11 protein-coding genes are annotated in these 12,906 nt (G+C 67.8%); 5 read left to right on the top strand and 6 right to left on the bottom strand.

Annotated elements, in window-relative coordinates; translation table 11 throughout:
- Positions 1–39: 39 nt before the first annotated feature.
- Both HWW87_RS29055 and codA read right to left on the bottom strand, forming a co-directional pair.
- Complete coding sequence (locus HWW87_RS29055) at positions 40–1,374, bottom strand: chloride channel protein (RefSeq protein WP_175823194.1); 1,335 nt, start codon at positions 1,372–1,374, stop codon at positions 40–42.
- Between the two features lie 166 nt (positions 1,375–1,540).
- Positions 1,541–2,782 carry a cytosine deaminase gene (gene codA / locus HWW87_RS29050; protein ID WP_175823193.1) on the bottom strand — a complete coding sequence of 414 codons (1,242 nt, stop codon included), beginning with the start codon at positions 2,780–2,782 and terminating at the stop codon, positions 1,541–1,543.
- Positions 2,783–3,119: 337 nt separating this feature from the next.
- Here codA and HWW87_RS29045 point away from each other — a divergent pair, with 337 nt between their 5' ends.
- Positions 3,120–4,262: a porin gene (locus HWW87_RS29045; protein WP_175823192.1), complete on the top strand. Its 1,143-nt coding sequence runs from the start codon at positions 3,120–3,122 to the stop codon at positions 4,260–4,262.
- Between the two features lie 244 nt (positions 4,263–4,506).
- The gene (locus tag HWW87_RS29040; protein ID WP_175823191.1) at positions 4,507–4,809 is read left to right on the top strand and encodes a DUF4148 domain-containing protein; all 303 of its coding nucleotides are present in this window, start codon (positions 4,507–4,509) and stop codon (positions 4,807–4,809) included.
- 110 nt (positions 4,810–4,919) lie between these two features.
- Here HWW87_RS29040 and HWW87_RS29035 read toward each other — a convergent pair whose 3' ends face one another.
- Positions 4,920–5,867, bottom strand: a complete 948-nt coding sequence (locus HWW87_RS29035; RefSeq protein WP_175823190.1) for a LysR family transcriptional regulator — start codon at positions 5,865–5,867, stop codon at positions 4,920–4,922.
- A gap of 199 nt (positions 5,868–6,066) precedes the next feature.
- Between HWW87_RS29035 and HWW87_RS29030 the strand changes: the two genes are divergently transcribed.
- Both HWW87_RS29030 and HWW87_RS29025 read left to right on the top strand, forming a co-directional pair.
- Positions 6,067–8,250 carry an FUSC family protein gene (locus tag HWW87_RS29030; protein ID WP_175823189.1) on the top strand — a complete coding sequence of 728 codons (2,184 nt, stop codon included), beginning with the start codon at positions 6,067–6,069 and terminating at the stop codon, positions 8,248–8,250.
- Between the two features lie 136 nt (positions 8,251–8,386).
- Positions 8,387–8,599 carry a hypothetical protein gene (locus HWW87_RS29025; protein ID WP_175823188.1) on the top strand — a complete coding sequence of 71 codons (213 nt, stop codon included), beginning with the start codon at positions 8,387–8,389 and terminating at the stop codon, positions 8,597–8,599.
- Positions 8,600–8,737: 138 nt separating this feature from the next.
- On the opposite strand, the gene HWW87_RS29020 is transcribed toward HWW87_RS29025, so the two are convergent.
- Complete coding sequence (locus tag HWW87_RS29020; protein ID WP_175823187.1) at positions 8,738–9,847, bottom strand: P1 family peptidase; 1,110 nt, start codon at positions 9,845–9,847, stop codon at positions 8,738–8,740.
- Positions 9,848–9,910: 63 nt separating this feature from the next.
- Entirely contained in the window at positions 9,911–11,317 is a 1,407-nt protein-coding gene (locus HWW87_RS29015; protein WP_175823186.1) for an APC family permease, read from the bottom strand.
- Positions 11,318–11,447: 130 nt separating this feature from the next.
- Between HWW87_RS29015 and HWW87_RS29010 the strand changes: the two genes are divergently transcribed.
- Positions 11,448–12,248, top strand: coding sequence for a helix-turn-helix transcriptional regulator (locus HWW87_RS29010; RefSeq protein ID WP_175823185.1), 801 nt, complete (start codon positions 11,448–11,450; stop codon positions 12,246–12,248).
- Between the two features lie 244 nt (positions 12,249–12,492).
- Here the strand turns inward: HWW87_RS29010 and HWW87_RS29005 are convergent, their stop codons facing one another.
- Entirely contained in the window at positions 12,493–12,870 is a 378-nt protein-coding gene (locus HWW87_RS29005; RefSeq protein WP_175823184.1) for a nuclear transport factor 2 family protein, read from the bottom strand.
- Positions 12,871–12,906 lie beyond the last annotated feature (36 nt).

The following is a 12,906-nucleotide window of genomic DNA, read 5'->3' as shown; positions in this document are numbered from 1 at the left end:
GCGCGCATCGATGCGTATACGGGCCCTGGCGTGAGCCTGCTAGCGAGCAACCGCCTCCGGCGTGCTGACGGCTGCGATCGCTGTCGCTCGCCGCTCCGCCAGCTTCTGCGCAAGCCGATACGCCACAAGCGACCCCGCCACGGCCAGCAGCATCGGCACGAGGCTGTCGTGATTCGCACGCGTGAATTCGAGCAGCAGCACGACAGCCGTGATCGGCATCTGCATCGACGCGGCGAGAAACGCGGTCGCGCCGATCAGCGCGCATCCGCCGAGCGATGCGCCCGGCCACGCGACGCTCCACAATCCGCCGAGCACGACCCCGAGCAGCGCGCCGTTCGCGAGACCCGGCGTCAGCAGCCCGCCTTCCGCGCCGGCCCGCAGGCTGCCGGCCTCGATCAACACCTTCAGCACGAGCAGCGCCGCCGCGAGGCCGATCGTCAGCGTGCCGTCGAAACCCAGCGACGCCGGGCCCTTGCCGTTGCCGAGCAGTTGCGGAAACCACATCGCGAGCACGCCGATCACCGCGAAGTTGAGCAGCGCGAACACCGGCAACCGCCAGTCCTTCGGCGCGTTCGCCCGCGCGCGGGTCGTGAGCCGCACGAAACCGTACGCGGCGAAGCCGAACAGCGGCCCGCAGACGATCGACCATGCGACCAGCGGCGTGCTCAGCACGAACGCCGGCACCGTGTACTGGTGTTCGTTGCCGAGGCCGACCCACGCGACGACCGCCGCGATCGCGGACGTCACGACCGCCACGATCAGCGCACGCATTTCGAACGTGCCGAGCAGCACCTCCAGCACGAAGATCGCGCCGCCGAGCGGCACGTTGTAGACGGCCGCGAGCCCCGCGCCGGCGCCGCACGCGACCATCAGCCGGCAGTCGTCGGGCGTGAGTCGCGCCGCATGGGCAAGCCGCCCGGCGAGCAGCGAGCCGATCTCGCGCGGCGCGACTTCGCGGCCGAGCGGCGAGCCGAGCGCGACGGTAACGATCTGCAGCAGCGCGTGAACCGTCGTGCTGACGAACGGCATCCGCGGATCGGCCGCGCGTACCGCGCGGCGGATGCTGACGAGCGGCTGGCCATACCGGTAAAGCGCCCACCAGCCGCCGCCGGCGACGATCCCGCAGACGGCCAGCACCGCCAACCGGCGCAGCGGCTCGGCCCCGGTCACACCACCGAGGAAGCTCTCGGACCCGATCACGTGCGCGATGCTGTAGCCGTACGCGATGTGCTGGATCGCATGCAGCAGCAACGCGAGCAGCATGCCGCCGAGCCCCGCGCCGATGCCGGTCAGGACCGTGACGACGGCCATGCGCGCGAACGGGCTGGCGAGCGGCGAGGAAGAAGCGGGAGCGGACGGAAGATCGAGGCGCATGGGGTCGGCGAACGAGGATCGAAAGGACGGCGCGCAAAGTGCACGCCGTCGTCAGGACCGCATCGTAGGCCCGCCCTTCTCATGAGACAAACGTATTTTTCTAATCAACTCATGCATTTTGTGAATACATGAAGGCCGGCGGGCCGGGATGGCCCCGCCTTTCCCGTCAATCCGGATACGTGATGCGCTCCGGTTCGCGCCGCATGATGACTTTCCCGTGGCGCACCGACAGCGTGGCCTTCGCCTGCCGGCGCACGGCTTCGTAGTCGCTGTCCGCGTCGAGCACGACCAGATTCGCCGGACGCCCGACCGCGATGCCGTAGCCATCGCCGAGATGCATCGTCGTCGCGCTGTGGTCGGTCACGAAGTCGAGGCAGCGCTGCAGATCCTGGTAACCCATCATGTGGCAGATATGAAGGCCCGCGTCGAGCACGCGCAGGATGTTGCCGTTGCCGAGCGGATACCACGGGTCCTTGATCGAATCCTGCCCGAAGCACACGTTGAGTCCGGCGCGGTCGAGCTCCGCGACGCGCGTGACGCCGCGCCGCTTCGGAAACGTGTCGAAACGCCCCTGAAGATGGATGCTCTCGGTCGGGCACGAGATGAAATTCAGTCCCGCCCGCTTCAGCAGCCGGAACAGCTTCGAGCAGTACGCGTTGTCGTACGAACCCATCGCGGTGGTGTGGCTCGCGGTGACGCGCGCACCCATGCCGCGCACGCGCGCTTCTTCCGCGAGCACTTCGAGAAAGCGCGAATGTGGATCGTCGGTCTCGTCGCAGTGCACGTCGACGAGGCAGCCCGTGCGCTCCGCGAGATCCATCAGGAAGCGGATCGAGCTGACACCCTGCTCGCGCGTGTTCTCGAAATGCGGAATCCCACCGACGACGTCCGCGCCGAGCTCGATCGCCTGCTCCATCAGCGCGCGGCCGCCGTCGAACGATTCGATGCCTTCCTGCGGGAACGCGACGATCTGCAGGTCGATCAGCCCGCGCGCCTCGTCCTTCACTTCGAGCATCGCCTTCAGCGCCGCGAGCGTCGGATCGGTCACGTCGACGTGCGTGCGCACGTGCTGGATCCCGTGGTCGCGCAGCATGCCGATCGCCGTATGCGCGCGGGCTTTCGTGTCCTCGTGCGTGATCGTCGCCTTGCGCTCGGCCCAGCGCTCAATGCCCTCGAACAGCGTGCCGCTCATGTTCCACGCGGGTTCGCCGGCCGTCAGCACGGCGTCGAGGTGGATATGCGGTTCGACGAGCGGCGCAATCGCGAGACGGCCGCCGCCATCGATATGGTCGGGGTTCGTCGGCGCGATCGGTGCGGTTTGCGCATCGATCCGCGCGATCCTGCCGGTATCGATGCCGATCGTGAACAGGCCGTCGCGGCCGCGCAAGCGTACGTTGAACAGGTTCATGGGGAGGCCTCTTGTCGTATGCGTTGACACGGCCGCGCGATCTGCGTCGGCGGCCGTGCGGTCCGGGCGACCAGTATGGAGGAAAAGCAGCGTCGCGCGCACGTGCCGCGCATGTTGCATCGACACGACAGCCGGCCGCGCCGGACGGAAGCCGCTCGCCGGCCGTCACGCAAGAATCGCCTGCCCGGCGCGCGCGCGACACGTCATGTCGGTTTTGTGAACGACTCTTGCCGGATCCGGAACAGTGCGCTCGCGGCCGCCAGGCCCTTGCGCGTGCCGCGCATTTCTATACTTGCGCCGAACTTTGGTTTCCCCTCCCACACGCAGGAGCTTCACCATGAAAAAAACCCTGATCGCCGGCGCGTGCGCCGGCACCCTGTTCGCGCCGCTCGCCCACGCGCAAAGCTCGGTCACGCTGTACGGCCTGATCGACGCCGGCATCGCCTATACCAACAACGTGAACGGCGCGTCGCAGTGGCGCATGGCGACCGGCACGATCAACGGCAGCCGCTTCGGCCTGCGCGGCACCGAGGATCTCGGCGGCGGCCTGAAGGCGCTGTTCGTGCTCGAAAACGGCTTCAACGCGAACAACGGCGGGCTCGGCCAGGACGGCAAGCTGTTCGGCCGGCACGCGTATGTCGGCCTGAGCCGCGCCGGCTACGGCACGCTGACGCTGGGCCGCCAGTACGACACGATGGTCGACTTCGTCGCGCCGTTGTCAGCGACGTCCGGCGATTTCGGCGATACGGGCTTCGCGCATCCGTTCGACAACGACAACCTGAACCACTCGCTGCGCATCAACAACGCGGTCAAGTACACGAGCGACACGATCGCGGGCTTCAAGGTCGGCGCGCTGTACGCGTTCTCCAACTCGGCGAACTTCAGCGCGAACCGCGCATACAGCGTGGCCGCGAGCTACACGAACGGCCCGCTGAAGCTGGCCGGCGCCTACCTGCAGATGAACGGCACGAAGGGCTCGACGAGCGCGAGCCCCGGCGCGACCGATTCGGCCGAAGCGAAGAGCTTGAACCAGGGTGGCTGGTCGATCGGCTCGGACCGCATGCGCACCTACGGCGGCGGCGTCAGCTACGTGTTCGGCCCGGCGACCGTCGGCTTCGTCTACACGCGCTCGCAGTACGACAACACGGGCTCGTTCGGCTCCAGCGGCCAGATCGCGTTCAACAACTACGACGTGAACGTGCGCTATGCGGTCACGCCGGCCGTCAGCCTCGGCGCGGCCTATGTCTATACGGACGCCAGCGTGTCGAATCCCGACAGCAAGCACGGCACCGACCCGAAATGGCATCAGGTCGACGTGCAGGCCGTGTACAAGCTGTCGCGCCGCACCGACCTGTACGCGGAAGCGATGTTCCAGCACGCGTCCGGCCGCGGCTACCAGGCGTTCATCAACACGTCGGGCGGTGCATCGAGCACCGCGAACCAGGTGGTCGGCACGATCGGCATGCGCACGCGGTTCTGAGCGGTAGCGCGCGACGTCGTCTGCCTACGCTGCGCCCGTATGCACGTCGCCCGTGTGCACGGCGCCCGTGTTCGCACACGGGTTCGGTGACTGCGGGCGACGCCGCCAATGTTGTTGCTTCTGGAACGCAGCCCTCCTGGAATCGGGGTGTTTGCGCGTGGAAGCGCTGCGTAGACTGACGTCGAAAGTCGCAGCCGCGCGTCGCGCGCCGCTCCGGCCGCCTACCCTGTACCAGGAGAATCTCGTGAAATCGCTCGTCGTTACCGCCGCCGCTGCCGTCCTGCTTGTCGCACCGGCCCTGTCGTTCGCCCAGCAGGCGAAGTCGCCCGTCACGCGCGCGCAGGTGCTGCAGGAGCTGATCGATCTCGAATCGGTCGGCTACAACCCGGCGCGCGGTGAAATCGGCAACTATCCGGACGACATCCTCGCAGCGCAGGAACGGCTGCAGGCGAAACGTCTCGCCCAGCGGAAAGCGGCGCAGGCCGCGTACGGCCCGGCCGGCGAGCCGGCCACCGAATCGGGCGCGGCGGCCAAGCCCGCGCTGTAACGACGCGCGTCGCTCGCATCAAGGATGCATGGCGAGCGACGCGTATTCGGCATTTGCATGAAGCAACCCGCCGCGCGCCGATGCGCGCGCGGCGTTCAGGCGGCCTGCGTTCAGGCTGCCTGCGGTTCGCGGTCGATCGCGTTCAACATCTCGACGTCGCGCGCGATCATCGCCGGCACCTGGGCGCGCAGCATCTCGACCCAGGTCCGCACCTTCGCATCGACGAAGCGGCGCGACGGGTACAGCGCATACACGTTCATCTTCTGCAGGATATGCGCGGGCAGCACGCGAACGAGCGTGCCGTCGCGCAGTGCGTCGATCGCCGAATACAGCGGCAGCATGCCGATCCCGATGCCGTCGCGGATCGCGAGTGCGAGCGATTCGGCGGTATTGGTCTGCACCGGCCCGGCGACGTGGATCTGCTCGACGCCTTCGGGCCCTTCCAGCACCCATTCGTGCGTCGGGAACGCCGGCGTACACAGCGTCAGGCACGCATGCGCGGCGAGATCCTGCGGGCGGGCCGGCACGCCGTGCCGTTTCACGTAGTCGGGTGATGCACACAGAATGCTGAACGTCGAGCCGAGCAGGTGCGACACGAGTTCCGAATCGGGCAGCGACGACGCGGTGACGACGGCCATGTCGCTCGTGCCGTCGAACAGGTCGGGCATGCGCTGCGACAGCGACAGCTCGATCGATACGTCCGGGAACTGCGCGTGGTAGCGCGTCAGCGTGGGCAATACATAGTGATGGCCGACGCTCGCGAAGCTGTGCATGCGCAGCACGCCGGCCGGGCGCTCGTGCGCGCAGCTCGCCTCTTCTTCCGCGCGGTCGACGTCGGCGAGGATCTGGCGGCAGCGCCGCAGATAGCTTTCGCCGGCCGACGTGAGCGCGAGACGACGCGTCGAGCGATTCATCAGACGGGTGCGCAGGCGCGCCTCGAGTTCCGACACCGCGCGCGACATCGCGCCCGTCGTCGAATTCAGCGATTGCGCGGCGGCGGTGAAACTGCCCGTCTCGACGACGCGCGAAAACACCCGCATGTTTTGTAGGGTATCCATTCCTGTGAGCGACCTGTAGCGGAGCCGCCATTTTCCTCCACTGCATGCGACAGATTGTTACGCCGCCTGCAACTATCGTTTCCCCGCAACTGCGTTAATGCACGGGCGCCGCGCTCCTACAATCGGCGCCTCACCAGTCGAACGGACCCGTTCGGACGCGCCGCGGCACCCCGCCCGGTCGGTCTTGGGCCCTCTTTTCATGAAGCCACAACCTGCGATCGAGCGACCGACCATCGAACCGGCACGATGGAGGCGATGGCTCGATCCGCTCGGTAACGCGGCGCGCGACTGGGCGGCAACCGACGGGCTGATCTGGCTGCACCTCGCGAAAACCGTGCTCGCGGCGCTGCTGGCGATGGGCATCGCGATGCGTCTCGAGATGTCGCAGCCGCGCACCGCGATGACGACCGTGTTCGTGCTGATGCAGCCGCTGTCGGGCATGGTGTTCGCGAAGAGTTTCTATCGCGTGCTCGGCACGGCGGCCGGCCTCGTCGGCGCGCTCGCGCTCGGCGGGCTGTTCGCGCAGCAGCCCGAGCTGTACATGGCCGGCATCACGCTGTGGATCGGCGGCTGCATCGCGCTCGCGGTGCGCAACCGTCACTTTCGCTGGTACGGCTTCGTGCTCGCCGGCTACACGGCCGCGCTGATCGGCCTGCCGGCCGTGATGACGCCGCAGACGCTGTTCCAGTCCGCGCTCACGCGCGCCGCGGAAGTCGCACTCGGCATCGCGTGCTCGGGCGCGGTCAGCGCGCTGATCCTACCGTTGAGTTCCGCGAAGGCGCTGATGCGCTCGCTCAGTACGCGCCACGCGACGTTCGCTGCGTTCACGGCCGGCGCGCTGTCGGGCGACGTCGCGCGCGGCGATTTCGAACGGCGCTTCGCCGATTTCGTCGACGACATCGTCGGCTTCGAAGCCAATCGCGCGTTCGCGTCGTTCGAGGATCCGCATATTCGCGCGCGCAGCCGCCGGCTTGCACGGCTGAACAGCGAGTTCATGAACGCATGCACGCGGCTGCATGCGCTGCACCAGCTCGTCAAACGGCTGCGCGCGAATCACTCGGACGCGGTGCTCGACGCACTGGCGCCGCACGTCGACGCGCTCGCGCTGCGCTTCGCGGCGTTGCGCGACGAACGCCAGCGCGGCATCGCACCGGCCACCGGCGCGCTGCTCGAACTGCGCCGCTTTCACAGTGCGTTGCCGAAGGCCGCGCGTGCGTCACGGCGGGCAATCGAGGACCATGCGGCCGGCGGCCTGCTCGACTTCGATACCGCGATCGAGCTGCTGTACCGGTTCATCGGCGAATATCTCGGCTACGTCGACACCTACGCGTCGCTCGACCAGGACGACCACGCGTTCGAGCGCTCGGTCACGCATTACGCGGTGAAAACCAACGCGTTCTTCGTCGGTTTCGCGTTCCTGCGCACGGTGGTCGCCGTCGGCGCGATGAGCGCGTTCTGGATCGCGTCCGAATGGCCGAGCGGCCCGCTCGCGGTGATCGCCACCGCGATCGCGTGCGCGCTCAGCTCGACCTCGCCGCGCGCGCCGAAGTTCGTCGCGCAGATGGGCGTCGGCGCGGCATTCGCGACCGCGGTCGGCTACCTGTTCCTGTGCTACGTCTATCCGAACATCGACGGCTTCCCGCTGCTGTGCGCGGCGCTCGCGCCGGTGCTTGGCCTCGGCGCGTTTCTCGCGATGCGGCCGGGCCTGTCCGGCTACGGGATCGGCTTCGCGGTGTTTTTCTGCCTGCTCGCGGGCCCCGACAACGCGATCGCGTATACGCCTGAAGTGCTGATCAACAACGGGCTGGCGATCGTCGTCGCGATGCTTGCGTGCTCGCTCGTGTTCGCCGTCGTGTTTCCGACGCACATGCCCTGGCTCACCGGCCGTATCGCGCACGACCTGCGCCGCCAGGTGACGCTGGCATGCGAAGGCGCGCCGGACGGCCTCGCGCAGCGCTTCCAGTCGAGCACGCACGACCTGATGGCGCAACTGCGCACGCTGCTGGTGCGCCGCACGCGACAGCATCGCGATGCACTGCGCTGGATGCTGTCGACGCTCGAGGTCGGCCACGCGGTCATCGACCTGCGCGACGAGCTGCATGCGTTCTGCGCGTCGAAACCGCCGCAGACGCTGCGCTGGACCGGTTCGATCGATGCGGTGCTGATCGAACTGCCGCGCTTCTTCGACGATCCGACGCCCAGCCGCCATGCGCGCACGCTGAAATCCGTGAATCTCGCGATCCGCGCGGCCCAGCACACGCTGCAGGCGTGGTACGCGGTGCCCGACGCGCGCCGCAGCATGCAGCGGATCGTCGGCTGCCTGCACTTCATGCGCAGCGCGCTGCTCGACAAGGACGCGCCGTTCAACCGGCACCGCCATTGAAGACGGGTGCGCGCGCAACGGCATCGTTGTTCCGGATGGAAATAAGCTCTACAGCCGCGGTGATTAATCTTTAAGCAGTGCGAGCCTATAGTTTCCTCACTGCCAGCGAGACTGGCACTCACCCAGGAGAAACAAAATGAAGCCGCTGCACCTCGCCCTCGTTGCCCTGTCGCTCGCCGCTACTGTCGCCCACGCGCAGCCGGCGCCGGCAGACGCCGCACCGCAACAGGCGAACCGCGCCGAGGCGGTCAAGGCCGCCGGCCGCGTCGATCGTGCGCAATCGAAGCAAGACGACCCGAACGCCTGCGTCGGCCCGGTCAGCTTCTGCAACATCTACTTCGGCAGCTAAGCATGACGCCGCGTCGTCACGGCCAGGCCCGTATCGCCCGCACCGCATGCATCACATGCGCTGGCGGACGGCGGTCCGGCCGATCGCCGCATCGCCGTCCTGCTCCACGCCGCTTCGATTGAAGCGGCGCTTGCCGTTTCAGGCGCCGCGCCCCGGCCGCCAGCCCACTTCGCGCAATGCATCCAGCAAGCGCGCCTGCCCGAGCCCTTCGACCCGCGCCCCGCGCGACGCGACGTCGCCACCCGCGACCAGCGCATTCACGATCGCCTCCTCCACCGTTTCCGCCGCCGCGACGAACAGCGCGGAAATATGGTCGTTGTTGACCATCCGCACGTCGGTCGTCGGCATGCCCTTGTTGCCGTAGTTCGCGGCAGGCAAGCCGTCGTTGCCGGTGGCGAACGCGAGGAAGATATCGCCGCTCGAATCCTCGGTGCCGCCGCCGACGCGGGCAAGCCCGACGCTCGCGCGCTGCGCGAGACGCGTGCATTGATGCGGCAGCAACGGTGCATCGGTCGCGATCGTGACGACGATCGAGCCCATGCCGGCTTCGCCTTTCGCTTCCGCTTCGCGGAACGGCGAATGCACGTGCCGCAGCACTTCGCCGACCGGGTAGCCGGCCACGCGCAGCATCTCGCGCACGCCGTAGTTCGCCTGCACGAGTGCACCGACGGTCCAGCCGCCGGCGTCGCTCGCCAGCACGCGCGACGCGGTGCCGATGCCGCCCTTGAACTCGTGGCAGATCATGCCCGTGCCGCCGCCCACGCCGCCTTCGGCGACCGGCCCCGACTGCGCGGCGGCCAGCGCGCGCTGGACGTGCGCGGCGTTCACGTGCTGCCCCCAGATGTCGTTCAGCAGTCCATCGTAGGTTTCCATCACGACCGGCATGCACCAGTACACGCGGCCGGCCGCCGCTTCGCGTTCGTTCGCGACCAGCGCGTCGCGCACCGTGCCGACGCTGTGCGTGTTCGTATAGGCGATCGGCGTCGTCAGCAGGCCGGCTTCGCGGATCCATTCGAGCCCGGTCGCGTCGCCGTTGCCGTTCAGCACGTGCACGCCCGCGAAGCACGGCGAATCGTGCGCGGCGCCCGCACGCGGCTCGATGATGGTGACGCCGGTGCGGATCGACGCGTCGTCGTTCTCGACGTTCAGCGTGCAGTGTCCGACCCGCACGCCCGGTACGTCCGTGATCGCGTTGAAGCGGCCCGGCGTGCCGAGTCCGATGCGGATGCCGAGATCCCTCGTGCGCATGATGCGGTTCCTCCCGTCTTTCAATGGTTCGGTGTGCGGTGATGCAAGGTGTCGATCCGGTGCTCAGAGCGCGCGGAATGCTTCGCTGTGGCGCGCCCAGGCCACGTACATCACGAGGGCCGCGACCAGCAGCCCCGCGATGATGATCAGGTCGGTCGGCTTCGTCGCGGTTGCCAGCGTCGTGACCAGCGTATAGGCGGCGCCCGCCACCGCGACGAGCGGCGTCACGGGCCACAGCGGCATCCGGTAATGATGCTCGACGTCGCGGCGCACGAACCGGCTCGCGAGCGCGGCCAGCCCGACGACGAGGTAGATCAGCAGCAACAGGTCCACCGTGAACGCGGTCAGCTCGTCGAGGCTCGACACGAACACCAGCCCGGCCGACGGTATCGCGAGCGCGATCGTCGCAAGCCACGGCGATTCGAGGCGCGGATGGATCGTCGAGAACGCGCGGTTGCAGGTGCGCGACCAGAGCGCATGCCGGCCGCTGCTGTACAGCAGGCGGCCCATCGTGATCACGATCGCGATGATCGCGTTGAACACCGACAGGAAGATCCCGCCGCTGACCACGCGCGACACGGCCGGATTGCTCAGCGAGCGCACGACATAGCCGATCGGATCGGCGCTCTTCGTCAGTTCCGTCAGCGACGGCGCACCCAGCACGATCGCGGTGAGCGGAACCAGTTCGACGACGAGGATCACCAGCAGCGAATAGATCACCGCCTTCGCGACGTTGCGGTTGCCGCCGCGCAGGTCTTCCGCGAGATACGCGGCCGAGCCGAAGCCGTTGTAGCAGAAGATCGCGGTGCCGATCGCGGGCACGATGGCCGCGAGCGTCGCCGGCACCAGCGCATTGCCGCTCGCGACGACCGGTGCGATCAGCACTTCGGCGCCGCGATGCGGCGACCCGAAGCCGAGCCCCGCGATCAGCATCAGCACGCCGATTTCGACGACCAGGAACGCGCCGGTGATCCATGCGTTCGTCTTGATGTTCAGCATCCCGAGCAGATAGCTGAGCAGCACGATCGTCAGCGCGACCGACTGGTTGCCGAAGTGCGTGCCGAGCGCGTTGTTCAGGTACGGCGCGGCGCCGCTCGCGAGCACGGCCGGGATGAACACGCTGACGGACAGCACCGTGATGAAGGTCAGGTAGCCGGGCAGCGTGCCGAACACGCGCTTGGCCATCACGTATTCGCCGCCCGCGCTGCGGTGCGCGGCGCTGAGTTCCGCATAGCAGAGCGCGAACGCGAGCGCGAGCACGCCGCCGAGCAGGAACGACAGCACCGCGCCGCTGCCGGCCTGCTGGATCGCGAACGGCGCGATCACGAAGATCGAGCTGGCCGGTGTCACGCCCGATACGGTGATCATCACTGCATCGCGCACGCTGAGCGTCTGCGACAGCGCGCGCGGCGCGTCTTCCGTTGCAGAGGCCGCTTGCAGCGTGGCCGTCGATTCCGACATCATCGCCATTTCGTTCTCCTGCTCCTATGCCACTTGTTTTTGAACGCCCATACTCGGGCCCGATTGATTGCGTGGCAGTCTAGGAAGCCAATTTCAGGACCGCTATTCCCCCTTCGTGTTACGCCCATCCGGTGGTGGTATGGATCGTCTCTTTTCCGAAATCGCGATGCACCAGGCGCTTGGCCGCGCAATCGATCATCTCGGCCAGCCGCGTTTCTGGCGGTTCCTGGTGCTGCTGCTCAATGAAATGACGCCGTTCGACAACGCGCTCGCGACCGCGATCGGCCGCGACGGCGTGCCGCTCGTGCTCGACGAATACGACACGGGCGGCGCCGACACCGCGTCGCCGGTGCCGCTTTACCTGAATGGGTTATATCTGCTCGATCCGTTCCTGCAGGCCGCGCACGACGGGCTCGCCGACGGCTGCTACCGGCTCGAGGAAGTCGCGCCCGACCTGTTCCGGCAGAGCGAGTATTTCCTGAGCTATTTCCGCGACGCGGTCGGCGACGACGAGATCCAGATTCTCGTGCGGCCGAATGCCGCCACGCTGCTGTCGCTGTCGCTCGGTGCAGCGACGCGCTTCGACGTCGAGCCGCTCGGCAAGCTGACGGCCGCGATGCCGTGGGTGCTCGCGGCAATCCGGCAGCATTGGCGGCTGGTGGGCGACGCCGCACGCGCGACGCCCGACGCCGATCTCGGCGCACGCGTCGAGCAGGCGCTCGCACGGTTCGGCGCGGGCGTGCTGACCGACCGCGAGATGTCGATCGCGCGCATGGTGCTGCGCGGCAATTCGTCGAAGGCGATCGCCGAACGGCTCGCGATTTCACCCGAAACGGTGAAGGTGCATCGGCGGCATTTGTACGTAAAGCTCGGGATTTCTTCGCAACCCGAGCTGTTTTCGCGGTTCATCCAGGCATTGGGAGACGATGCGGCCGGATGAGCGCATCGACCGGGATGCGTGGCGACCGGCGCGGATTCGGGCGCTATCCGGCAGGCGCCGCATGTCGCGCGACGACCAACTGCTACGCAGTGAGATGCTCCGTCGACGACACGATGCTCCGGAAACCGGAATCCCGATTCATGTCGTGCCACGCCGGGGCTGAACGAAGGATTCGCCGGCCCGGCACGCCCGAGCCGCGAGGTCGCGTGCAGCACCGGATGAACCGCCTGCTCCCGCCCGCCGCTCAACCGCGCGGTTCGACGTACCCTCCGTCGGGCGCATCGTGCGGCACGTTCCAGCCGAAATACACCTCGGCCTCGACGATCTGCCCGTCTCGGACCCGCAACCGCTCCGCATTCCGGAACCGTCTGCCGTCGGCCGTTTCCGCCTCGTACACGACGAACACCTGTTCGCCGTGAACGGCGACGTCGATGAAATCGAAGCGCGCCAGCGTCACGCTGTTCGGCCAGCAGCGCCGGAAATACGTGTCGCGATCGAGCCGGTTGTCGAGCGGGCTCGTGAAATGGAAATCCGGCGCGATCAGCGCTTCGATCGCGTCTCGGTTCTTGTCGGCATACGCGCGATAGCTGGCGCGCGCAACCTCGCCCGGATCCTGAAGCATCGTCGTCACCTCCCGGAAGGATCGGCGCGAGTCCGG

The sequence above is a fragment of the Burkholderia sp. BCC0419 genome (genome assembly GCF_902830285.1).
Classification (GTDB): domain Bacteria; phylum Pseudomonadota; class Gammaproteobacteria; order Burkholderiales; family Burkholderiaceae; genus Burkholderia.
This window is presented reverse-complemented; position numbering and strand designations above follow the sequence as displayed.

Bases quoted from the DNA above. Each gene is read 5' to 3' on its own strand.
- HWW87_RS29055 (WP_175823194.1), bottom strand. From the start codon at position 1,374: ATGCGCCTCGATCTTCCGTCCGCTCCCGCTTCTTCCTCGCCGCTCGCC.
- codA (WP_175823193.1), bottom strand. From the start codon at position 2,782: ATGAACCTGTTCAACGTACGCTTGCGCGGCCGCGACGGCCTGTTCACG.
- HWW87_RS29045 (WP_175823192.1), top strand. From the start codon at position 3,120: ATGAAAAAAACCCTGATCGCCGGCGCGTGCGCCGGCACCCTGTTCGCG.
- HWW87_RS29035 (WP_175823190.1), bottom strand. From the start codon at position 5,867: ATGGATACCCTACAAAACATGCGGGTGTTTTCGCGCGTCGTCGAGACG.
- HWW87_RS29030 (WP_175823189.1), top strand. From the start codon at position 6,067: ATGAAGCCACAACCTGCGATCGAGCGACCGACCATCGAACCGGCACGA.
- HWW87_RS29025 (WP_175823188.1), top strand. From the start codon at position 8,387: ATGAAGCCGCTGCACCTCGCCCTCGTTGCCCTGTCGCTCGCCGCTACT.
- HWW87_RS29020 (WP_175823187.1), bottom strand. From the start codon at position 9,847: ATGCGCACGAGGGATCTCGGCATCCGCATCGGACTCGGCACGCCGGGC.
- HWW87_RS29015 (WP_175823186.1), bottom strand. From the start codon at position 11,317: ATGGCGATGATGTCGGAATCGACGGCCACGCTGCAAGCGGCCTCTGCA.
- HWW87_RS29010 (WP_175823185.1), top strand. From the start codon at position 11,448: ATGGATCGTCTCTTTTCCGAAATCGCGATGCACCAGGCGCTTGGCCGC.
- HWW87_RS29005 (WP_175823184.1), bottom strand. From the start codon at position 12,870: ATGCTTCAGGATCCGGGCGAGGTTGCGCGCGCCAGCTATCGCGCGTAT.